Source organism: Nonomuraea sp. NPDC049158, from assembly GCF_040648335.1.
Classification (GTDB): domain Bacteria; phylum Actinomycetota; class Actinomycetes; order Streptosporangiales; family Streptosporangiaceae; genus Nonomuraea.
Genome location: NZ_JBEZDM010000012.1, coordinates 1 through 20,720 on the forward strand (window position 1 = coordinate 1; position 20,720 = coordinate 20,720).

Annotated in this window: 20 protein-coding genes; 14 read left to right on the top strand and 6 right to left on the bottom strand. The window is 69.7% G+C overall.

Annotated elements, in window-relative coordinates:
- Positions 1-91: 91 nt before the first annotated feature.
- A complete protein-coding gene (locus AB0B61_RS25530) occupies positions 92-613 on the bottom strand; it encodes a hypothetical protein (RefSeq protein ID WP_358436380.1) in 522 nt (173 codons plus the stop codon).
- A gap of 112 nt (positions 614-725) precedes the next feature.
- On the opposite strand from AB0B61_RS25530, the gene AB0B61_RS25535 reads away from it, so the two are divergent.
- The 9 genes from AB0B61_RS25535 (at position 726) to AB0B61_RS25575 (ending at position 12,651) form a co-directional block, all read left to right on the top strand.
- Entirely contained in the window at positions 726-2,087 is a 1,362-nt protein-coding gene (locus AB0B61_RS25535; RefSeq protein WP_358436384.1) for an FAD-linked oxidase C-terminal domain-containing protein, read from the top strand.
- Between the two features lie 173 nt (positions 2,088-2,260).
- Complete coding sequence (locus AB0B61_RS25540; protein WP_358436386.1) at positions 2,261-4,669, top strand: protein kinase; 2,409 nt, start codon at positions 2,261-2,263, stop codon at positions 4,667-4,669.
- Between the two features lie 88 nt (positions 4,670-4,757).
- Positions 4,758-5,390, top strand: coding sequence for a TetR/AcrR family transcriptional regulator (locus AB0B61_RS25545; protein ID WP_358436388.1), 633 nt, complete (start codon positions 4,758-4,760; stop codon positions 5,388-5,390).
- Positions 5,391-5,443: 53 nt separating this feature from the next.
- On the top strand, positions 5,444-6,976 hold the full coding sequence (locus AB0B61_RS25550; RefSeq protein ID WP_358437061.1) for a carboxyl transferase domain-containing protein: 1,533 nt from the start codon (positions 5,444-5,446) through the stop codon (positions 6,974-6,976).
- Positions 6,973-8,826: a biotin carboxylase N-terminal domain-containing protein gene (locus AB0B61_RS25555; RefSeq protein ID WP_358436391.1), complete on the top strand. Its 1,854-nt coding sequence runs from the start codon at positions 6,973-6,975 to the stop codon at positions 8,824-8,826. The genes AB0B61_RS25550 and AB0B61_RS25555 overlap by 4 nt, the downstream gene beginning before the upstream one ends.
- Positions 8,823-9,605 carry an enoyl-CoA hydratase-related protein gene (locus AB0B61_RS25560; RefSeq protein WP_358436394.1) on the top strand — a complete coding sequence of 261 codons (783 nt, stop codon included), beginning with the start codon at positions 8,823-8,825 and terminating at the stop codon, positions 9,603-9,605. Before AB0B61_RS25555 ends, AB0B61_RS25560 begins: the two co-directional genes overlap by 4 nt.
- Complete coding sequence (locus AB0B61_RS25565) at positions 9,602-11,284, top strand: acyclic terpene utilization AtuA family protein (RefSeq protein ID WP_358436397.1); 1,683 nt, start codon at positions 9,602-9,604, stop codon at positions 11,282-11,284. Before AB0B61_RS25560 ends, AB0B61_RS25565 begins: the two co-directional genes overlap by 4 nt.
- Positions 11,285-11,377: 93 nt before the next feature.
- Positions 11,378-11,527: a hypothetical protein gene (locus tag AB0B61_RS25570; RefSeq protein WP_357951012.1), complete on the top strand. Its 150-nt coding sequence runs from the start codon at positions 11,378-11,380 to the stop codon at positions 11,525-11,527.
- A complete protein-coding gene (locus AB0B61_RS25575) occupies positions 11,524-12,651 on the top strand; it encodes a methyltransferase domain-containing protein (RefSeq protein WP_358436400.1) in 1,128 nt (375 codons plus the stop codon). Before AB0B61_RS25570 ends, AB0B61_RS25575 begins: the two co-directional genes overlap by 4 nt.
- On the opposite strand, the gene AB0B61_RS25580 is transcribed toward AB0B61_RS25575, so the two are convergent.
- Entirely contained in the window at positions 12,641-13,528 is an 888-nt protein-coding gene (locus AB0B61_RS25580; RefSeq protein WP_358436402.1) for an ROK family protein, read from the bottom strand. The two genes, AB0B61_RS25575 and AB0B61_RS25580, sit on opposite strands and share 11 nt — an antisense overlap.
- A 65-nt stretch (positions 13,529-13,593) precedes the next feature.
- On the opposite strand from AB0B61_RS25580, the gene AB0B61_RS25585 reads away from it, so the two are divergent.
- From AB0B61_RS25585 to AB0B61_RS25605, 5 genes are all read left to right on the top strand, one after another.
- A complete protein-coding gene (locus tag AB0B61_RS25585) occupies positions 13,594-14,400 on the top strand; it encodes a GNAT family N-acetyltransferase (RefSeq protein ID WP_358436405.1) in 807 nt (268 codons plus the stop codon).
- A gap of 56 nt (positions 14,401-14,456) precedes the next feature.
- The gene (locus AB0B61_RS25590) at positions 14,457-15,467 is read left to right on the top strand and encodes a phosphotransferase family protein (RefSeq protein WP_358436407.1); all 1,011 of its coding nucleotides are present in this window, start codon (positions 14,457-14,459) and stop codon (positions 15,465-15,467) included.
- Positions 15,468-15,555: 88 nt separating this feature from the next.
- Positions 15,556-15,816: a hypothetical protein gene (locus AB0B61_RS25595; RefSeq protein ID WP_358436410.1), complete on the top strand. Its 261-nt coding sequence runs from the start codon at positions 15,556-15,558 to the stop codon at positions 15,814-15,816.
- 56 nt (positions 15,817-15,872) lie between these two features.
- The gene (locus AB0B61_RS25600) at positions 15,873-16,724 is read left to right on the top strand and encodes a helix-turn-helix transcriptional regulator (protein WP_358436413.1); all 852 of its coding nucleotides are present in this window, start codon (positions 15,873-15,875) and stop codon (positions 16,722-16,724) included.
- A 70-nt stretch (positions 16,725-16,794) separates the two neighbouring features.
- A complete protein-coding gene (locus AB0B61_RS25605; protein ID WP_358436415.1) occupies positions 16,795-17,061 on the top strand; it encodes a hypothetical protein in 267 nt (88 codons plus the stop codon).
- Between the two features lie 35 nt (positions 17,062-17,096).
- On the opposite strand, the gene AB0B61_RS25610 is transcribed toward AB0B61_RS25605, so the two are convergent.
- The 4 genes from AB0B61_RS25610 to AB0B61_RS25625 are packed head-to-tail and all read right to left on the bottom strand — an operon-like array spanning position 17,097 to position 20,548.
- Entirely contained in the window at positions 17,097-17,714 is a 618-nt protein-coding gene (locus tag AB0B61_RS25610; protein WP_358436418.1) for a TetR/AcrR family transcriptional regulator, read from the bottom strand.
- Between the two features lie 19 nt (positions 17,715-17,733).
- Positions 17,734-18,693, bottom strand: a complete 960-nt coding sequence (locus AB0B61_RS25615; RefSeq protein ID WP_358436420.1) for an ABC transporter substrate-binding protein — start codon at positions 18,691-18,693, stop codon at positions 17,734-17,736.
- 10 nt (positions 18,694-18,703) lie between these two features.
- Positions 18,704-19,687, bottom strand: coding sequence for an ABC transporter permease (locus AB0B61_RS25620; protein WP_358436422.1), 984 nt, complete (start codon positions 19,685-19,687; stop codon positions 18,704-18,706).
- A gap of 9 nt (positions 19,688-19,696) precedes the next feature.
- The gene (locus tag AB0B61_RS25625) at positions 19,697-20,548 is read right to left on the bottom strand and encodes an ATP-binding cassette domain-containing protein (RefSeq protein ID WP_358436425.1); all 852 of its coding nucleotides are present in this window, start codon (positions 20,546-20,548) and stop codon (positions 19,697-19,699) included.
- Positions 20,549-20,720 lie beyond the last annotated feature (172 nt).

Genomic DNA, 20,720 nt, shown 5'->3' on the forward strand with positions numbered 1-20,720 from the left:
ACGACCCGAAGCCGTTCGTCTGGACCAAGACCGCCGACGAGATCCTCGAATCCCTCGCTCGATATTGCCGACGAATTTCAGACGCGGGACACTAGATGGTGCGGGTCTTGCTCTGGCGGAAGCCGAAGATGTACTCGCGGGTCTCGCTCGGGTGGAACGACACCCCGACCCCCGGCTCGAACACCACGTTGTCCCGCGGGCAGTAACACAGCCGCTCCCACACGGTGAGCGCCTGTACCCGGGCCGGGGCCTCCGCCGTGTCCCGCTTGCGAGCCCCGTATGACCCCAGCACGAACAGCAGCCCGAACCCCCAGAACAGCCCGGTCAGGCAGAACGGCGCGAGCAGCACCTCGGTCCAGTTCGCGTCCTTGCCCATCGCGATCACCAGCGCGACCACCAGGTGGACCAGGGCGGCGACGCCGAGCAGGATGTAGCCCTGGTTCCTGGTCCACGCCGTGTAGTGGCGGCTGGGGAACGACAGCCAGACCGCCAGCTGTGTACGGCTCATGAGGTGCTTCGAGGCGCCCAGCGAGGCCGCCGTCGGCAGGTCCACGATGTCGCGCGTGGCGGCCATCCGGGCGCGGCCGATCCGGTACGTGGTGCCCGCCGCCACCACTCCAGGGACTGCGGAGACCTGGTCAGATCGGCTGCATACCGGACATGTGACTTCCACCTGGGCAGTCTGGCCTTTAGCCGCTGTCGGCGCAAACCGTAGAGTTTCCCATGTGAGACCCATTGATGCCTTGGTGAACGCCCTGCCCGAGGGGCGCGTTCTGACCGACCCCGACGTCATCGACTCCTACGCACGCGACCGTACGTTCCTGGAACCCGGCAAGCCGCTGGCCGCGGTGCTCGCCACGTCGCGTGACGATGTGGTGACGACGCTCAAATGGGCGACCGAGCACCGGGTCCCGGTGGTGCCGCGCGGCGGGGGTACGGGGCTGGCGGGCGCCGCCACCGCCGGCGACGGGTCGGTGATCCTCTCCGTGGCCAAAATGACGGCGATCAAGGAGCTCTCCCCCGCCGACGAGATCGCCGTGGTCGAGCCCGGGGTGATCACCGCCGATCTCGACCGGGCGGCCAGGAAGCACGGGCTGATGTACGCGCCCGACCCGTCGTCGTACGAGATCTCCACGATCGGCGGCAACCTGGCCACCAACGCGGGCGGGCTGCGCTGCGTGAAGTACGGCGTGACCCGCGACTCCGCGCTCGGTCTGGAGGTGGTGCTGGCCGACGGCCGGATCCTCGAGACGGGCCGCCGCACGATGAAGGGCGTCACCGGGTACGACCTGACCGGCCTGTTCGTCGGCTCGGAAGGCACGCTCGGTGTGATCACCTCGGCGACGGTACGGCTGCGCAGGGCGCCGGAGAAGCCGCCGGCGACGTTCGCGGCGGAGTTCGGCTCGCTGCGCGACGCGGGCGCGGCCGTGTCGGCGATCATGGCCGCCGGGTGCCAGCCGTCGCTGATGGAGCTGCTCGACCGGGCGACGCTGGAGGCCATCGACGACTATCGCAACATCGGCCTGGAAACGAGCACGATCGCCATGCTGATCGGCCAGTCCGACGCGTCGGACAGCGAGTCGGTCGTCAAGCGCATGGAGCGGTTGTGCGTCGACAACGGCGCGTCGTTCGTGGCGGTCTCCTCCAGCCCGCAGGAGACCGAGGAGCTGATCGGGCTGCGCAGGATGGCCTACGACGCCAAGGAGCGCCTTGGCGCGTGCCTGGTGGAGGACGTGTGCGTGCCGCGTTCTGCGCTGCCCGACATGATCATGGCGATCGAGGCGGCAGCCGTACGGCATGGCGTGAAGATCTGTACGGCCGCGCACGCCGGTGACGGAAACATTCACCCGGTCTTCATCTTCGATCGTGGTATGACCGAGCCGCCGCCCGAGGTGTGGGCCGCGGCGGACGAGGTGTTCAAGCACGCTTTGCGGCTCGGCGGCACGCTGACCGGCGAGCACGGTGTCGGCGTCCTCAAGCGGCGCTGGCTCGGCCTGGAGTTCGGACCGGTGGCGCTGGAGATGCAGCAGGGCATCAAGGCCGTCTTCGACCCGCTTGGCCTGCTCAACCCGGGCAAGGCGATCTGAGTTCACCAAGCCGTGACCTAGCCCGGTCAATGGGGACACGACCTGCTCCGAAACGCTGACATCTTGCGTCAAAAGATGAAACATCTGATGGGTCCGGGCAACGCCCCAAGGGTCACGCTGGTAGCGTTTCGCACCATCTGACGATTTGTTATGCATGGTCTTGGGGGTACGGCGTGAATCAGCACCAGCCGCTGGCGGCGGACGACCCGCGGCGGCTGGGGGCCTACGACCTCGTCGCCCGGCTAGGTGAGGGCGGCCAGGGAGTCGTGTACCTCGGCCAGAGTGACACCGGCGAGCAGGCGGCGGTCAAGCTGCTGCACAACGCGCTGGTGGCCGACGCTGACGCCAGGAGCAGATTCCTGCGCGAGGTCGCGGTGGCGCAACGGGTGGCCAGGTTCTGTACGGCTCCGGTGCTGCACGCCGACCTCGAGGGCAGCCGGCCGTACATCGTGAGCGAGTACGTACCGGGGCCGTCCCTCCGGCAATTGGTGATCAACGAGGGCCCGCGCCGGGGAGCGGCGCTGGAGCGGCTCGCGATCAGTACGGCGACCGCGCTGGCGGCCATCCACCGGGCCGGGATCCTGCACCGCGACTTCAAGCCGGCGAACGTCCTCATGGGGCCCGAGGGCCCCGTCGTGATCGACTTCGGCATCGCCCGAGCGCTGGACTCCCCCGGGGCGACGGCCACGGGCATGGCCATGGGTACGCCGTCGTACCTGGCGCCCGAGCAGCTCAGCGGGGCGGCCGTGTCCGAGGCGGCGGACGTGTTCGCCTGGGGCGTCACGATGGTGTTCGCGGCGACGGGCAAGCCCGCCTTCGGCGCCGACTCGATTCCCGTGGTGATGAACCGGATCCTGCACGAGGAGCCGGAGCTGGGCGCGATGGAGGGGGCGCTGGGGCAACTGGTGGCGGCGTGCCTGTCCAAGGACCCGTCGCAGCGGCCCAGCGCGGACCAGCTGATCGTGCACCTCACCGGGCAGCCGGCGCCGCCCGCGGCCGTGGACCCGCTGACCACGGGTGCTCAGCACGGCGCTCAGGCGGGTGCTGTCGCGGCCGCTCAGCCTGGCGGTCACACGGGTGCTGTCGCGGGCGCCCAGCCTGGCGGTCACACAGGCGCTCTCGCGGGCGCTCAGCCTGGTACGGGGCCGCAGCCGGGAGCGAACCCGCAGGACTCCTACCCCGGCCCCTGGATGCGGCCCGGCGCCACGCCCCAGTCGGGTCAGACCGGCCAGACCGGTCACTTCGGCCTTCCCGGCGCGACAAAGGGTGGCTCCCCGGCTCCCATGGCGGCGGCTGGTCCCTCGGCCGGTGCACCCGGCATGCCCCAGGGCAATCCCCCGAGCAGTCAGAACATGCCGCACGGCAACGCCCCGACCGGCCCCGGGATGCCCGTCGGCGGCCAGGGAGCACCCGGCGGTCCGACGCTGCAGGCCCCCATGGCCCAGGGGGCAGGCGCTCCCGGTCAGCCCATGGCAGGCGCCCCGGGACAGCCCATGGGCGGCATACCAGGACAGAGCGGCGCCCCGGGACACCCCATGGGCGGCGTACCGGGGCAGAGCGGCGCTCCGAGCTTCGGCGCGGGCGGCGCAGGCCGCCCGGCAGCATACGGTCCTGGCGGCCCCGGCGGTCCCGGCGGTCGTGGGCCTGGCGCGGCTGGGCCCGGCGCGGGTGGGCCCGGCGCGGGTGGGCCGGGGCAGGGACCTCAGCCGACTGACGTCGGGTCGGCGAAGCAGCGTCGTACCCTGACCTTCGCCCTGACCGGCGCGGCCGCGGCGGCCCTGCTGGTCGTCGGCGGCGCGGTGATCGTGCAGGCCAACAGCGGCGGCATCCAGAAGGTGGTCGCCGTCGGCAGCACCTCCGAGGCCACCCCCACCGACGGCTCCGGGGCCGGTCAGCCCGTCGAGCCGCCCCTGACCGAGGACAGCCCGGTCGTCTCGCAGCCGGTCCCGACGCTGAGCGAGCCCGAGCCCACCAAGAGCAAGACCAAGGAGCAGGTGATCCAGGACCCGAGCACCCAGGTCCCGGTCACCGTCCCCACGGTTCCGCAGACGTCGAAGCCCACGACGCACAAGCCGGAGCCGGATCCCCAGCCCACCAAGACCAAGCGCACCGACATGGTGAACCCGGATCCCGGCCCCACGACCTCGCCCACCGAGGACGACACGGACGACCCGAACCCCAAGCCGAGCACCAAGCCCACGACGAAGCCCACGACGAAGCCGACCGTGAAGCCAACGGTGAAGCCGACCGTCAGCCCCAAGCCGAACACCTACAGCGCGGCGGCGGTGTGCGGCGCCGGCTTCAAGGTGATCGACAGCCACGCGCTGGGCAGCTCCGCCACGATCTACCTGCTGTACGGCAACGGCAAGAACTGCGTGGTGACGATGTCCAAGCTGGTGTATCCCGGCAAGGTCTCGATGAACGCCACCCTCCAGGTCCAGAACGGCGGCAGCGGCGCCAACCCGGGCAAGTTCACCGCCTACGCGGGCCCGGTGCGAGTGGCGGCCGTCAAGAAGTGCGTGATCTGGGGCGGCTCGTGGGGCACCGCGTCCTGGAAGTCCGGCTGGAGCCACTGCACCTGACATAGCGGGGCCTGCAAGCCCTCCACGGCGGAAAGGATCGTCGTGGAGGGCTTTTCGCGTGCCGGACAAGCGGGCTACGCTAGTTGACGTGATCGTCAAGTCCGAGCTGACCGCCCGAGGACGGCGTACGAGGGACGCGCTCGTACGCGCGGGCCGGGAGGCCTTCGACGAGCATGGCTACGAGGCGGTGCGCATCGACGACGTGTGCGCCCGCGCCGGCGTCTCCCACGGCACCTTCTACACCTACTTCGACGCCAAGGAAGCCCTGTTCGGCGAGGTGGCGGCGGCGGTGGTCGGGGAGATGTTCACGGCGAGCGTCGTGGGTCCCGGCGTTCCCGGCGACCCGTACGCGCGCATCGAGGCGGCCAACCGGCTCTACCTGCGGGCCTGGGCGGCCAACTCCAGGCTGGTCCGGATGCTCGAACAGGCCGCCACCGCCGAGGAGGGCCTGCGTGGCCTGCTGCTTGAGCTGCGCGAGGTGTTCGTCCGGCGTGGCGCCGAGGGGCTGCGCCGGTTGCAGGAGCAGGGGCTGGCCGATCCGGCCCTCGATCCCCGGCTGACGGCCGTCATGCTGGGCGGGATGGTGGAGCACTTCGCCCACGTCTGGCTTGACCTGGGCGAGCGGGCCGACGAGCGGACGGCCGTGGAACTGCTCACCAAGCTCTGGGCCAGGGCCATCGGGTTGACATCGGCGTCAAGTTGGCAACAGGAGGGCGTGTGATCCGGAGCAGGCTCGATCCCAGCGGCGCCGACTATCAGGAGCGGCGCGCGGCGATGCTGGGCAAGCTGGAAGAGCTCGACGCCGAGCAGGCCAAGGCGGTCGCGGGCGGCGGCGACAAATACATGGAGCGGCACCGGAAACGGGGCAAGCTGCTGGCCCGCGAGCGGATCGAGCTGCTTATCGATCCCGACTCCCCCTTCCTGGAGTTGTCGCCGCTGGCCGCGTGGGGCAGCGAGTTCCCGGTGGGCGCCAGCATGGTCACCGGAATCGGGGTGATCGAGGGCGTCGAGTGCGTGATCACCGCGAACGATCCCACGGTCAGGGGCGGCGCGTCGAACCCGTGGACGCTCAAGAAGTCGCTCAGATCCGCCGACATCGCCCTGCGCAACCGCCTGCCGTACGTCAATCTGGTGGAGAGCGGTGGCGCGGACCTGCCGACGCAGAAGGAGATCTTCATCCCGGGTGGGCGGATATTTCGGGACCTGACGCGGCTGTCGGCGGCGGGGATTCCGACGATCGCGCTCGTGTTCGGCAACTCCACGGCCGGCGGGGCCTACGTGCCCGGGATGAGCGACTACGTGGTGATGGTGAAGGAGCGGGCCAAGGTGTTCCTCGGCGGGCCGCCGCTGGTCAAGATGGCGACCGGCGAGGAGTCCGACGACGAGTCGCTCGGCGGCGCCGACATGCACGCGCGTACCAGCGGCCTGGCCGACTACCTGGCCCTCGACGAGCACGACGCGCTGCGGCTCGGGCGGCAGATCATCCGGTCGCTCCATTGGCGCAAGCTGGGCACGCGGCCTCAGGCCGTACAGGAGCCCCGATATCCGGCCGAAGAGCTCCTCGGGATCGTGCCGCAGGATCTGAAGGTGCCGTTCGATCCGCGCGAGGTGATCGCGCGGATCGTGGACGGCAGTGAGTTCGAGGAGTTCAAGCCGCTGTACGGGGCCTCGCTGGTGACGGGGTGGGCGCGGCTGCACGGCTATCCGGTCGGGATCCTGGCCAACGCGCGTGGCGTGCTGTTCAGTGAGGAATCGCAGAAGGCGACCCAGTTCATCCAGCTCGCGAACCAGTCGCGCACTCCGTTGCTGTTCCTCCAGAACACGACCGGTTACATGGTCGGCAAGGACTACGAACAGGGCGGCATCATCAAGCACGGCGCGATGATGATCAACGCGGTGTCCAACTCGACGGTGCCGCATCTCACCGTGGTGATGGGTGCCTCCTACGGCGCCGGAAACTACGGGATGTGCGGCCGGGCCTACGATCCGCGGTTCCTGTTCGCGTGGCCGAGCGCGAAGTCCGCGGTGATGGGGCCCGCGCAGCTCGCCGGGGTGCTGTCGATCGTCGGGCGGGCCTCGGCCGAGGCGCGCGGTCAGGTGTACGACGAGGAGGGCGACGCGGCCATGCGGGCGATGGTGGAGGCGCAGATCGAGGCGGAGTCACTGCCGTACTTCCTGTCGGGGCGGCTCTATGACGACGGGGTGATCGACCCGCGCGACACCAGGACCGTGCTGGGGCTGTGCCTGTCGGCGATCAACAGTGCAGCGGTGCCCGAGGCGGCGGGATTCGGGGTGTTCCGGCCGTGATCACTCGTCTGCTCGTCGCGAACCGGGGCGAGATCGCCCGGCGCGTCTTCCGTACCTGCCGTTCGCTCGGCATCGAGACCGTGGCCGTCTTCTCCGACGCCGACGCCGGGTCGCCGCACGTGGCCGAGGCCGACTACGCGGTACGGCTGCACGGTGCCAAGCCCGCGGAGACCTATCTGGACATCGAGCGGATCGTGGCGGCCTGCCAGGCGGCCGGCGCCGACGCCGTGCATCCGGGATATGGGTTCCTGTCGGAGAACGCGGACTTCGCCCAGGCTGTGCTGGATGCCGGGCTGGTGTGGGTCGGCCCGTCGCCGGCGTCGATCGCGGCCATGGGGTCGAAGATCGAGGCCAAGCGGCTGATGGACGAGGCCGGGGTGCCGCTGCTGCCGTCACTGACGGCGGCGGTCACGGAGTTCCCCGTGCTGGTGAAAGCGTCGGCCGGTGGTGGCGGGCGGGGTATGCGGGTGGTGCGCGACCCCGCCGAGCTGGAGCGGGAGATCGCGTCGGCGCGGCGCGAGTCCGAGGCGGCGTTCGGCGACGGGACCGTGTTCCTCGAGCCGCTGCTCGAAGGGGCCAGGCACGTCGAGGTACAGATCCTGGCCGACCGGCACGGCACCGTGTGGGCGCTCGGCGAGCGGGAGTGCAGCATCCAGCGCCGGCACCAGAAGGTCGTGGAGGAATGCCCCTCGCCCGGCATCACCCAGCGGGTCAGGGACGAGCTCTGCGAGGCGGCGGTCAGGGCGGCCAGGACCATCGGCTACGTCGGCGCCGGGACCGTGGAGTTCCTGGTCAAGGGCGACCAGGTGGCCTTCCTGGAGATGAACACCCGGCTCCAGGTCGAGCACCCGGTCACCGAGCTGGTCTACGGCGTGGACCTGGTACGGCTGCAGATCGAGGTGGCCGAGGGGCTGGCGCTGCCGGGCTCGCCGCCGCCGCCTCAGGGGCACGCGGTCGAAGTGCGGCTGTACGCGGAGGACGAGGACTATCTTCCGCAGACCGGGATCTTGCGGCGGTTCGAGGTGCCTGGGGACGTACGGGTTGACTCAGGGGTCGAGGCCGGGTCGGTCGTCTCCGCTCATTACGACGCGATGCTCGCCAAAGTGATCGCTCATGGCTCGTCCCGGGACGAGGCGGTACGGAAGCTGACGACGGCGCTGCGACGCGCTCAGATCCACGGGCTCACCACGAACAGGGATTTGCTGCTCAGCGTCCTGAAAAATCGTGACTTCAGGGCCGGGGACACGCACACCGGGTTCCTGGACGGACACGAGCCCGGCCTGAAACACCTCGATGAGCTGGCCGTGCTGGCCGCCGCCCTGGCCCAGGCCGCCGCCAACCGGGCCGCCGCGCCGGTCCTGCGCAGCCTGCCCTCCGGCTGGCGCAACGTCCGGTCGCAGCCCTCGCGCGCCGTCTTCGACGAGGCCGAGGTCGTCTACGAGCCGCTCCCCGACGGAATCGAGCTGGTCCATGCGGACCCGTCCAGAATCGTCCTGGAACGCGGCGGCGTACGGCACACCTTCGAGATCGCCCACTACGACGGGAAGGTCTGCGTCGACTCCCCCGGCGGTTCCGTCGAGCTGACGCCCGCGCCCCGGCTGCCCGAACCCGTCGAGCAGGTCGCGCCGGGCTCACTCCTCGCCCCCATGCCGGGTAGCGTGCTGCGGGTCGAGGTGGAGCCGGGTGACCGCGTGACGAAGGGCCAGGCGGTGCTGGTGCTGGAGGCGATGAAGATGGAGCATCAGATCGCCGCGCCCGCCGACGGCGTCGTCTCCGGCGTACACGTCGAGAAGGGGCAGCAGGTCGAGGCGGGCGCCGTGCTGGCGATCATCCGAGAAGGGGACTCATGACGAGCCTGGTCCACAAGGAGCTGGCCGGCGGCATCGCGACGATCACGCTGGACTCGCCGGCCAACAGGAACGCGCTGTCCGTACGGCTGCTCGGCGACCTGGAACGCCGGCTGAACTGGGCACTGACCGAGCCGGAGGTCCGGGTGATCGTGCTGACCGGCGCGGGCCCGGTGTTCTGCTCGGGCGCCGACCTGAAGGAGCAGCGCGTCGAGCCCGCTTCCGGGGTCGGCGACGCGCCGGTGACGGCATCGTTCCCGGAGATCCTCTCGTTGATCTGGGAGAGCCCGAAGCCGGTCATCTGCCACCTGAACGGCACCGCCCGCGCGGGCGGGCTCGGCCTGGTGGCCGCGTGCGACTTCGCGATCGCGCCGGAGACGGCCTCGTTCGCCTTCACGGAGGTACGGCTCGGCGTCGTGCCCGCCATGATCTCGGTGCCGGTCCTGCGCAGGCTCGATCCCCGGGCGGCGGCCGAGTACTTCCTGACCGGCGAGGTGTTCGACGCGGCCAGGGCGGTGGAGATCGGGCTGCTGACGCGGGCCGTGCCCGCCGAGGAGCTCGACGCGACAGTGCGGCACTACGCCGGGATGCTGCTCAAGGGCGGCCCCGAGGCGCTGGCCATCACGAAACGGCTGGTCAGGGAGCTGCCACAGGTGTCGTTCGAGGAGGGGCTGCGGCAGATGACCGCGTTGTCCGCCCAGCGCTTCACCTCCGAAGAAGGTCAGGAAGGCATCGCGGCCTTCATGGGCAAGCGCCCCGCCAAATGGGTTCCTTCTTCATGACACTCCGCATCGCCAACTGCAGCGGCTTCTACGGTGACCGGCTGTCGGCCGCGCGGGAGATGGTCGAGGGCGGGCCGATCGACGTGCTCACGGGCGACTGGCTGGCGGAGCTGACGATGCTCATCCTGGCCGGCAACCGCCTCAAGGGCCGCCCCGGCTACGCGCCGACGTTCCTGACCCAGCTCGAAGAGGTCCTCGGCACCTGCCTCGATAACGGCATAAAAATCGTGACCAACGCCGGCGGGCTGGACCCGGCCGGGTGCGCCGCCGCCGTACACGAGCTCGCCGCCCGCCTCGGCCTCTCCCCCAGGGTCGCCCACGTCACCGGCGACGACCTCACCGGCCGCGACCTGGACCTGACCAACGCCGACACCGGCGAGCAGCTCGCCGCGACGCCCCTGACCGCCAACGCCTACCTGGGCGGGCGCCCGATCGCGGCGGCCCTGTCGGCGGGTGCCGACGTCGTGGTGACGGGCCGCGTCACGGACGCCGCCCTGGTGACGGGCCCCGGCATCTGGCGGTACGGCTGGCAGCCCGGCGACCTCGATCCCCTGGCGGGCTCGGTGGTCGCGGGCCACATCATCGAATGCGGCTGCCAGGCCACGGGTGGCAACTACGCGTTCTTCCAGGACGTACCGGATCTGGCGCACTGCGGCTTCCCCATCGCCGAGCTGCACGCCGACGGCTCCTCCGTGATCACCAAGCACCCGAGGACGGGCGGCCTGGTCTCGATCGGCACGGTGACCGCCCAGCTCGTCTACGAGATCGCCGGTCCCCGCTACCTCGGGCCCGACGTGGTGGCCCGCTTCGACACCATCACGCTGTCGGACGACGGCCCCGACCGGGTGCGCGTCTCGGGCGTACGCGGCGAGCCGCCGCCCGGCACGCTCAAGGTCGCGGTCAACTACCTGGCCGGATACCGCAACACGATGACGCTGGTCCTGACGGGCCTGGACATCGAGGCCAAGGCCCGCGTGGCGGAGGAGGCGATCTGGGCCAGGGTGCCGAAGGAGTCGTTCGACTCGGTGGACGTCACGCTCGCGGACGGGGGGCTGCTGCGGATCACGGTCATGGACGCCGACCAGCGCCGGGCCGGCCGCGCCTTCTCCTCGGCCGTCGTGGAGACGGGGCTGGCCGGGTATCCCGGCTTCTACGGCCTCACCCCGCCGGGCAACGCGTCGCCGTACGGGGTGTACTGGCCAGTCCTGGTACCGGCTGCGGAGGTGCGGGCTCAGGTCTTCCTGGACGGCGATGAGGTTCCCGTGCCCGTGGGCGTCTCGGCAGCGGCCGACTCGGAGCCGGACGTTGTACGGCGCCCCCCGTCGCGGCTTTCGACGGACCAGCCCACCGTCCGCCTCCCGCTGGGCCGCCTGGCGGGTGCCCGCTCGGGCGACAAGGGCGGCAACGCCAATCTGGGCGTCTGGGTCGACACGGCGGAGCGGTACGGCTGGCTGGCCACCTACCTGACGACGGACCGCCTGAAGGAGCTCCTCCCTGACCTGGTGACCCACCGGATCACCCGCTACGAACTCCCGAACCTCCATGCGCTCAACTTCGTCGTCCACGGCCTGCTGGGTAGGGGCGTGGCGGCCAGTCCTCGCATGGACCCCCAGGCCAAGGCCCTTGGCGAGCAGCTACGCGCCCAGCCGGTCGACGTGCCGGCGACGCTGCTGGCCTGAAAGCGGAATCCACTTGCTCGATCACAGTCCGTAGTCTTATTGTTACCGGCGGGATGACTATGCGGAGTCGCTAACTAGGCGACGGAGATCGTCATGGGTAAGCACGAAGGCGACCCCAAGAAGTACAAGCCGTACATTGCCCCCAAGGCCAAGGACGAAGACACCTTGTGCGGCGGAAACGGCAAGCACAGCGGCGGAAAGGGCGACAACAAGGACAACAAAGACAACGGGGACAAGAAGTGAACGCCCCCGGCCGAATCGAGCGGATGCTCGACGAGATCATGGCCGTTTCCCCACGCAGCAAGTGGGTGCTCAGCGCGCTGCGAGCCGTTCCCCGTCACCTGTTCATCCCGTCGATCGCGCAGGCGTTCGTCGGGTTGGACGAGCGCGAGATCATCATCGACCGCGACGCCGACCCCGATACCTGGTGGGAGGTGGTCTACTCCGACAGTGTGCTCGTCACCCAGGTCGATGACGGTGCCACCGAGATCAAGCTCGGCGTCAGAGGCTCCACCTCGTCCAATTCCGCGCCCAGCACCGTAGCGGACCTGCTCCAATGGCTGGACCCCGAACCCGGCCATCAGGTGCTCGAGGTGGGCACCGGCACCGGCTGGACCGCCGCTCTGCTCTCTCACGTGGCCGGCGCGACCAACGTCACCTCGATCGAAATCGACAGGGCTAACGCCGAGCAGGCGGCCAAGAACCTCGTCGCCGCAGGAGTACAGCCGCATCTTCTCGTCGGCGATGGCGCGTACGGCTTCCCCGGCCACGCCCCCTTCGATCGGGTGCATGTCACGTGCGGCATCCACACCGTGCCCTACGCCTGGATAGCACAGTCCCGGCCCGGCGCGGTGATCGTCGCCCCATACTGTCCCGGCTTCGGCCTCAACAATGCGCTGCGGCTCGTGGTCAGGCCGGACGGCACGGCGATCGGCCGCTTCCCCGGCTTCGCCTCGTACATGATGATGCGCTCCCAGCGGAGCACCGACATCGGCGACTTCGACCCCGACCAGGCGCAACTGTCCACCACCAGGATCGACCCGCGCACCCTCGCCTACGCCCCGGCCGGAGCCGACCTGGCGATCTCGACGCTGACCGGCCTGCAATCTCGCACCTACCGCGAGGCTGATTTCTATCGCATGTGGGTCATCGGCGACAGCGACCGGTGGGCGGCGGCGACCTGGGAGCCGAAGCGAGATGTCTACGAGGTCTTCCAGATCGGCGACCGGGACGTCTGGCAGGAGGCCGTGGACGCCTACTACCGGTGGGTGAGCTGGGGCGAGCCCGACCGTGACCGGTTCGGCATGACGGTCACCCCCGAGGGCCAGCACATCTGGCTGGACACGCCAGAGCGTGTCATCGGCTGATCGGTTGCCAGTGGGCTTCCTGGGCGCGCCAGCCCAGGAGGCCCGCGCCCAGCAGGCCCGCGTGGACGCCGAGGGCCGAGACGCGCAGGGCCGGTGGACGGCGGAAGGTGAGCAGGGCCGGCAGCCGGTCGCGGAGGGGCGCGATCAGGGTGTCGCCCGCCAGCGAGAGGCCGCCGCCGATGACGACCAGGGCCGGGTCCAGCAGCAGGGTGTACGTGGCCAGGGCCAGGGACAGCGCCTCCACCGCCTCGTTCCAGACCGCCACGGCCTGGGCGTCGCCCGTCAGCACGCGGGCGACCACGTCGGCGGCGGAGTTCTCGCCGCAGCGGGCCGCGATGGCCGAGGCCGAGGCGTACGCCGCCAGGCAGCCGCGCTGGCCACAGGCACAGAGGAGACCGTCGGGCCGTACCGGGATGTGGCCGATCTGGCCGGCCCAGCCGGCGGCTCCGCCGTACAGGCTGCCGGAAAGGACCACCGCGCCCGCGATGCCGGTGCCGATGGGGAGGTACAACACGTCTCCCGACCCGCCGCCGTACGCCAGTTCGGCCTCCCCCGCCGAACGGACGTCGTGGCCGAGCGCGACCGGCAGGTCGACCTCGGTGAACGCCTCGACGGGCACGTCACGCCAGCCGATCGCGGCGGAGAACACCGCGTGCGTCGCCGTCACCAGCCCCGGCACGGCCAGCCCCACGGCGACGGGCTCCAGGTCGCCGGATGTGCGGCGGCGGGACAGGTCCGTGACGAAGGCCGAGATGGCGGCGATCACCCGTTCGGGGCCCTCGGCACGCGGCGTGGCCCGGCGCTCCACGTACAGCGGAGTTCCGTCGCGGCCGACGAGGCCGCCCTTCAGCGTCGTCCCACCCACATCGACCGCCACCACGCATTCCACACGCCTAGTAAATCGTTTGAACGAGCGGCCGGGGACCGGGAAGGCTGTGCGGCATGAACCCGCGCCTGCTGTCCCGAGCCGACCTCGACGCCTGCACCCGGCTGGCCCAGGACCGCGAGTGGCCGCCCGAGCGGCACAAGTGGGGGCTGCTGTTCGAGGTCGGCGAGGTGTACGGAATCGACGCGCCCGACGGGGACGGCCTCGCCGCGACGAACATCCTGACCCGCTACGGCCCCGGTCACGCCGTGATCAGCATGGTCCTCACCGCCGCCAGGTACGGCAGGCAGGGGTTGGCAGGCAAGTTGATGGAGCACGTGCTGCGGCAGGCCGGAGACCGCGTCGTCTGGCTGCACGCGACCGAGAACGGGCGCCCGCTGTACGAGCGGCTCGGTTTCCGTACCGTCGGCAGGGTCGCCGCGCACACCGGCGTCTTCCAGGGCGAGCGTTCCGGCCGGACCCGGCCCGCCGCGCAGGAGGACCTCGGCGCGATCCTGGCGCTGGACGCGGAGGTGTTCGGCACGGACAGGTCGCCGCTGCTGCGCCGCATGTTCGATTTCGGGGAGCAGGTGCGGGTCACCGAAGGCGGGTTCGGGCACGCGTGGCGCAACGACGGCAACGTGGTCATCGGCCCTGTGGTGGCACGCGACCAGGCGACCGCCGAAGCGCTGATCGGCGACCTGGCCCTGGACGTGGGCGGCGTCGTGCGACTGGACCTCGACCTGGCCAAGGACGACCTGGTCAGGTGGGCGGGTGAGCACGGGATCGGCAACCCGTGGCCGGTCTCGCTCATGGTGCTGGGCGGCGAGCTTCCTGGCGACCGGGCCCGCCAGTTCCTGCCGTACATGCAGGCGCTCGGTTGACCGGCTGAACGCGCCTCTCATAAGGTACTAGAACTTCATTCTACTAAAGGGCGGCGATGACCTCCACCCACATCGACGTCGGCGCCATCGACTTCAGCGCGCTCGGCGCCTGGATGGACGCCCAGGGGCTGCCCGGCGGCGTCATCGGCGACGCCGTCCCGGTCCTCGGCGGCACGCAGAACGTCATGGTCCGCTTCGAACGCGGCGGCACCCCGTACATCCTGCGCAGACCTCCCCTGCACGCGCGCCAGCAGAGCAACGAGGTGCTGCGCCGGGAGGCGCGGGTGCTCGCGGCGCTGCGCGACACCCCGGTGCCCGCGCCGAGGCTGGTGGCCGCGCAGACGGCGGACGAGCCGGTCTACTACCTGATGGAGCCGGTCGACGGCTTCAACCCGTCGAACGGGCTGCCCGAGCCGCACGCCTCCGACCCGGCGATCCGGCACCGGATGGGGCTGGAGGCGGCTGGCGCGCTGGCCGAGCTGGGGCGCGTCGATCCCGCCGCGCTGCCCGGCTTCGGCCGGCCTGACGGGTTCCTCGAACGGCAGGTGCCGCGCTGGCTCAAGGAGCTCGACTCGTACTGCCGGCTCGACGGCTACCCCGGACCCGACATCCCGCGCCTCGCCGAGACGGCCGAGTGGCTGGAGCGGCAGCGGCCCGCGACGTTCACGCCGGGGGTCATGCACGGCGACTACCACTTCGCGAACCTGATGTTCGCCCACGACGGCCCCCGGGTGGCGGCGATCGTCGACTGGGAGATGTCCACCATCGGCGACCCGCTGCTCGACCTGGGCTGGCTGCTGGCCACCTGGCCGTCGAACAACGAGCACGTCCCGGGCCTGCCATCGCCGGGAGAGCTCGTCGCCTACTACGCGGCTCTGTCCGAGCGCGACCTGTCGGCCATCGACTGGTACGCCGTGCTGGCCTGCTTCAAGCTGGGCATCGTCCTGGAGGGCACCCATGCCAGGGCCTGCGCGGGCCAGGCCCCCAAGGACATCGGCGACCGGCTGCATGCCACCACGCTGGCCCTGTTCGCGAGGGCCCAGGAGTTCATGGGAGGGCTGCTCTAAATACCGATTTTTCCCAAAACGATCACTTATGTCCGCCTGAGTCATACAATTGCGCGCAATTGCAGTTGATGCTCGGGGAAGGATAGATATGCGGATGCGGTTCCTCGGCTCCACCTCGGAGGCGGGCGCCTGCCCCACCCTGTACGAGACCGATCGGGGCACGATCGTCGTTCAGGGCCTCGAACTCACCGACAAAGAAGCACTCGCGGACCTTCGCGACATCCTCGATGGCGAGACGGCAGTGGAGGTTCCCCGCGAGCTCATCACCGAAATAGCCCGCCGAGTCATGGCCGAAACTCCGGTAACCGCTTTCCCGAGCAGGGACGGGACACCCCCAGCGACCGATTGATCACAATTGCAGACCGGGTCTGGCATGATCCACGCAACCCGGTCTAGCCTCATGCGGTGACGTCGTTTCAGCAGGCGCGCGTCGACCTCGGCAGCCAGCTACGCCAGTTGCGCGAGGCCGCCCACCTTTCGGGCAAAGATCTGGCCGAGAGGCTCCGGTGGCAGCCGTCGAAGGTGTCACGCCTGGAGAACGCCCGGCAGACCGCCACAGAGGACGACGTGGTCGTCTGGGCGGCTGCCGTACACGCGCCTCCGGAGACGGCCGACGACCTGATCCGTCAGTCCATGGCGTTGCTGGAGCGGCACGACGACTGGAAGCAGCGGCACCGCAGCGGCCTGGCCGCGCTCCAGGAGGACATCCGCGACCTGGAGGCGCGTACCAAGCTCTTCCGGGTGTTCGAGCCGGCGATCGTGATCGGGCTGCTGCAGACCTCCGAGTACGCCAGGCACGTCTTCCGCAAGGTCAAGCGCCTCTACAGCGCCGCCGACCAGATCGACGCGGCCGTTCGCGTACGGATGCAGCGCCAGGAGATCCTCTACGACCGGAGCCGCACGTTCAGGTTCGTCGTGACGGAGTCGGCGCTACGCACCCGGATCGCCCCGCTCGACGTCATGCACGGCCAGCTCGACCGGCTGCTGGCGGTGAGCACGCTGCCGAACGTGGAGTTCGGGGTCATCCCGTTCAGCACCGAGATCCCCTCGTCGCCGATCAACGGGTTCTGGATCTACAACGAGGCCATGATCGGCCTGGCCACCATGACGAAGGACCTGGTGCTGCGCGACCCCGACGACATCGCCTTCTACGTGCGGGCCTTCGAGGACTACGCGAAGTGCGCGGAGTTCGACGAGGCGGGCCGGGAGGTCATCATCGGCATTCTTAACGACTACCGGAAACAATCCTCACATTAACCATCGCAATTGCTTGCCTCCCGCCACAAGATCGTGCAATTCTGTCGCGAGAACGTTGCGGAGGTGACGCATGATGCTTGACACCGCGCTCAGCCTCGAGCGGTTTGCTTGGTATGCGAGACGACACGCCGACCTGGCGATTCAGAACCTCGCTCTTTCCAGCGACCCCGCTTACGTCTCCGTGCGTAACCGCTTCTCCGCGAACCTCGCCGAAACCGTCACTCTCTCCGAGAGTGGAAGTTTCATCACCTCGTGGGGATATCGGCTCGGCACGACGGACGACGTCGAGGGCGCGGCCGCCCGGCTGGCCTTCCTCCTGGCTGCGCTGCCCGCGTAGTCCCTTTTTTTGGACCTGCCGGGAAAGCGCCTTCCCTAGTTGAAAGTTGAAGGCTCTATGCCGGCCTCTCTGGCCGCCGCCGTGTGCGCGTGATCCAGCAGGCGGGGGCGGGTCAGGACCGCCGGGTGAAGGGTGTAGCGGATGATCAGGCCGTCCAGCATGGCGTCGATGCGCTCGGCGGAGGCCGCCGGGTCTTCGCAGCTGAACTCGCCTGACTCCGTACCGTCCGCGAGGACCTGAGTGAGGGCCCCCAGCCACGCCGATTCGAGCTCCAGCATGATCTCGCTGACCGCCGGCTCGCGGAGGGCGGTGTTCCAGGCGTCGATCCACAGCAGCCAGCTCTGGTCGGAACGGGACTCCGGGATGTAATAGCGCAGGACCCGGTCCAGGCGCTCGATCGCGGTGCCGGGGCCGGCCACCAGCTCCCCCAGGCGGGCGCCCTCGATGTCGAGGGTGGCCCGCAGCATGGCGGTGATCAGCTCGTCCTTGGTGGCGAAGTGGTAGTGGATGAGGCCGCCGCTGACGTTGATCGACTTGGCGATGTCGGCGATCCGGGTGTGGGCCAGGCCGCGCTCCAGAACCACCTTGCGGGTGGCCTCCAGGAGCTCGGCCCTGCGCTGGTCTGCCTGCTCGGCCCGGTTCGTACTCCGCACCGGGTCAGCCTATCGGCCCTCAGCAGCCCGCCTTGTAGAGGATCTTCTGGATGTCGGGGGTGTTCAGGTTCTGCTTGGTGACGATCGTGGCGTCGGTCGGGATGGAGGCGGTGACCGGCTGGCCCTTCACCGCGGCGACGGCCTGCTCGACGCCCTTGGCGCCGATCTCGCCGGGCAGCTGGGCGATCAGGGCGGACACGACGCCGTCCTGGAGCTGCTTGACCTGTGCGGGACCGGCGTCGAAGCCGACCATCTTCACCTTGTCCAGCTTGCCCGCCTGCTGGAGCGCGGAGCCCGCGCCGGTGGCCGAGTTGAGGTTCGTGGCGAAGATCCCGGCCAGGTCCGGGTCCTTGGCCAGCGCCGCGTTGACGATCTTGGAGGCTTCGCTGACGTCGTTGTGCGAGTACTGGACGCCGAGATAGGAGATCCCCGGATGGCTCGCCTTGATCTCCTCCTCGAACCCCTTGATCCGGGCGTCCACCGAGCTGACGCCCGGGTCGGTGGAGATGACCAGCGCCTTGCCCTTGTCGCCGATCTGCTCGGCCAGCGCCTTCGCGGCGGCGGCGCCGCCCTTGACGTTGTCGGTACTGATCCGGGACAGCCCGATGCTCGGGTCCTCGACCACCGTGTCCACCAGGATGATCTTGATGTCCTGCTGCTTGGCCTGGGTGAGCGGCGCGATCAGCGCCTTCACGTCGGTCGGCGCGATCAGCATGGCGTTGGGCTTGCTCGCGATGACCGAGTTGACGATCGGCGTCTGCAGCGTCGGGTCGAACTTCTGCGGCCCCTGTACGTCAAGCTGCACGCCCAGCTCCTTGGCCTTGGCCTTCGCGCCACAGGCCATGGTCTCGTAGAACTCCTCCCCCGCCAGACCTTGGATGAGCGTTATCTTGGTCGGCCCACTCTGGGCTGTCGTCCCACCACCACCACAGGCCGCGACGGTGAGCAACAGCGTCGCGAGTGCCAGAGCCTTACGCATGCCTGTCTCCTTACTGGTCGCGCCTGCCGCGCTGCCACTGGTCGACATAGACGGCGGCGACGAGCACGGCGCCCACCACCACCTGCTGCCAGAACGGCCGCACCCCGAGAATCTGGAACCCGTTCTGCAGCACCACCGGGATGAACACCCCGATGACCGTCCCGACCACGGTCCCCACGCCGCCGAACAGCGAGGTGCCCCCGATCACCACGGCCGCGATGGCCTGGAGGTTGTCGGTGGAGTGGGCGGAGACGCCGGTGATCCCGTACTTGGCGAGCGACAGGTACCCGGCCAGGCCCGCCAGCAGCCCCGCCAGGCCGTACACCTTGATCAAATGCCTGTTCACGGCCACACCGCCACGGCGGGCCGCCTTGGCGTTGGAGCCGATCGCGTACGTGTGGCGGCCGAAGCGGGTGCGCGCCAGCGTGACGCCGAGCACGGCGGTGATCGCGGCGCAGATCCACGCGATCACCGGCACGCCGAGCCAGCGCGCCAGCCCCAGGCCGAGGTTGAGGTCGCCGGGCGCGCGCAGGTCCACGCCGCCGGTCAGCAGCAGCGCGCCGCCGAGCGACATGCCCAGGGTGCCGAGCGTCACGATCAGCGCCGGGATGCGGCCCTTGGCGATCAGAAAGCCGTTCAGCAGCCCCCAGGCCAGACCGGTCAGTACGGCGGTCGCGGCGCCGAGCAGGAGTGAGCCGGTGGCGTCCATGAGCTTGGTGGCCGCGACCGCGCTGAACACCAGCACTCCCCCGACGGAGAGGTCGATGCCCGCGGTGATGATCACGTAGGTCATGCCGGTGGCGAGCAGGAGCAGGATGGCGGCGTCGCTGACGAGGTTGAGGAGGTTGAAGGAGGTGGCGAAGCTGGTTGGGCGCAGGATCGAGAAGAGGACCAGGAGGGCGGCCAGGACGGCGGCGATCCAGATGACTTGGCGGTCGCGCAGGCGGGTCTTCTCGGGGGCGCTTGCTTCGGGCGGCGATTCAACTACGCTCACTTGAGCCTCTCACCTGGGAATCTCCGGCTGGCCTTCTTGCCCAGTTGCTTGGGTCGTGGCTTGACCGGAGGCTTCTTCAGCACCTTGACCGGCGACTGCTTCCTCAGCGGCCTGTTCGATGGCGCCTGTCATGGCCCCGACCAGATCCTCCATCGAGACCCGCGCCGTCTCGAACCTGGCCACCCGCCGCCCGAGCCGCAGCACCTCAACCCGATCAGACACTGCCTTGACGTCCTGCATGTTGTGACTGACCAGCACCACCGCCACCCCGGTGTCCCGCACCCGGCGGATGAGATCGAGCACCTTCTGCGTCTGCACCACCCCGAGCGCGGCGGTCGGCTCGTCCATGAACACCACCCTGCGCGCCCACGTCACCGCCCGCGCGACCGCGACCCCCTGCCTCTGCCCACCCGACAACGTGGAAACAGGCGCACTCTGCGATTTGAGCCGCACCCCGAGCGTTTCACAGGCCTCTCTGGTACGGGCGCGCATGGCCGCGTTGTCGAGCAGCCCAAGCCGACCGCGCAGGCCCTTGTGAAGCAGCTCCCTGCCGAGAAAGAAATTGGCCGCCGGGCTCAGATCAGCACACAGCGCCAGATCCTGATAGACCGTCTCGATTCCGGCACCCCTGGCCTCCTCGACCGACCCGAACTCCACCGGCTCGCCATCCACGACGATCTCACCGGCGTCCGGCCCTTCGGCGCCCGAAAGGATGTTGACCAGCGTCGACTTCCCGGCGCCGTTGTCGCCGACCAACGCGACGACCTCGCCTGGGAGCAGCGCGAAGTCCGCGCCGCGCAGAGCCTCCACGTGGCCGTAACTCTTGACGATCCCGCGGGCTTCCAGCAGCGGTGCGGACATAGAACTATCAAGTGCCGCGTATGACATCGTTGTCAACCCCGATCTTCACACGGCTTGGCAGGGCCTCGTACGAAGTCCGCAACCATGCGTGACGATGACGATCGACCTTAGAGAAGATCATCACCCGGGCGCTCGTCTCCCAGCTCCGTCTGCCAGGATTCGAGCTACCCGA

What these genes read in the sequence shown, in the direction of transcription:
- AB0B61_RS25550 (WP_358437061.1), top strand. Translation starts at nt 5,444, where the DNA reads ATGCTGGGCAAGCTGGAAGAGCTCGACGCCGAGCAGGCCAAGGCGGTC.
- AB0B61_RS25560 (WP_358436394.1), top strand. Translation starts at nt 8,823, where the DNA reads ATGACGAGCCTGGTCCACAAGGAGCTGGCCGGCGGCATCGCGACGATC.
- AB0B61_RS25565 (WP_358436397.1), top strand. Translation starts at nt 9,602, where the DNA reads ATGACACTCCGCATCGCCAACTGCAGCGGCTTCTACGGTGACCGGCTG.
- AB0B61_RS25570 (WP_357951012.1), top strand. Translation starts at nt 11,378, where the DNA reads ATGGGTAAGCACGAAGGCGACCCCAAGAAGTACAAGCCGTACATTGCC.
- AB0B61_RS25585 (WP_358436405.1), top strand. Translation starts at nt 13,594, where the DNA reads ATGAACCCGCGCCTGCTGTCCCGAGCCGACCTCGACGCCTGCACCCGG.
- AB0B61_RS25590 (WP_358436407.1), top strand. Translation starts at nt 14,457, where the DNA reads ATGACCTCCACCCACATCGACGTCGGCGCCATCGACTTCAGCGCGCTC.
- AB0B61_RS25595 (WP_358436410.1), top strand. Translation starts at nt 15,556, where the DNA reads ATGCGGATGCGGTTCCTCGGCTCCACCTCGGAGGCGGGCGCCTGCCCC.
- AB0B61_RS25605 (WP_358436415.1), top strand. Translation starts at nt 16,795, where the DNA reads ATGATGCTTGACACCGCGCTCAGCCTCGAGCGGTTTGCTTGGTATGCG.
- AB0B61_RS25615 (WP_358436420.1), bottom strand. Translation starts at nt 18,693, where the DNA reads ATGCGTAAGGCTCTGGCACTCGCGACGCTGTTGCTCACCGTCGCGGCC.
- AB0B61_RS25625 (WP_358436425.1), bottom strand. Translation starts at nt 20,548, where the DNA reads ATGTCCGCACCGCTGCTGGAAGCCCGCGGGATCGTCAAGAGTTACGGC.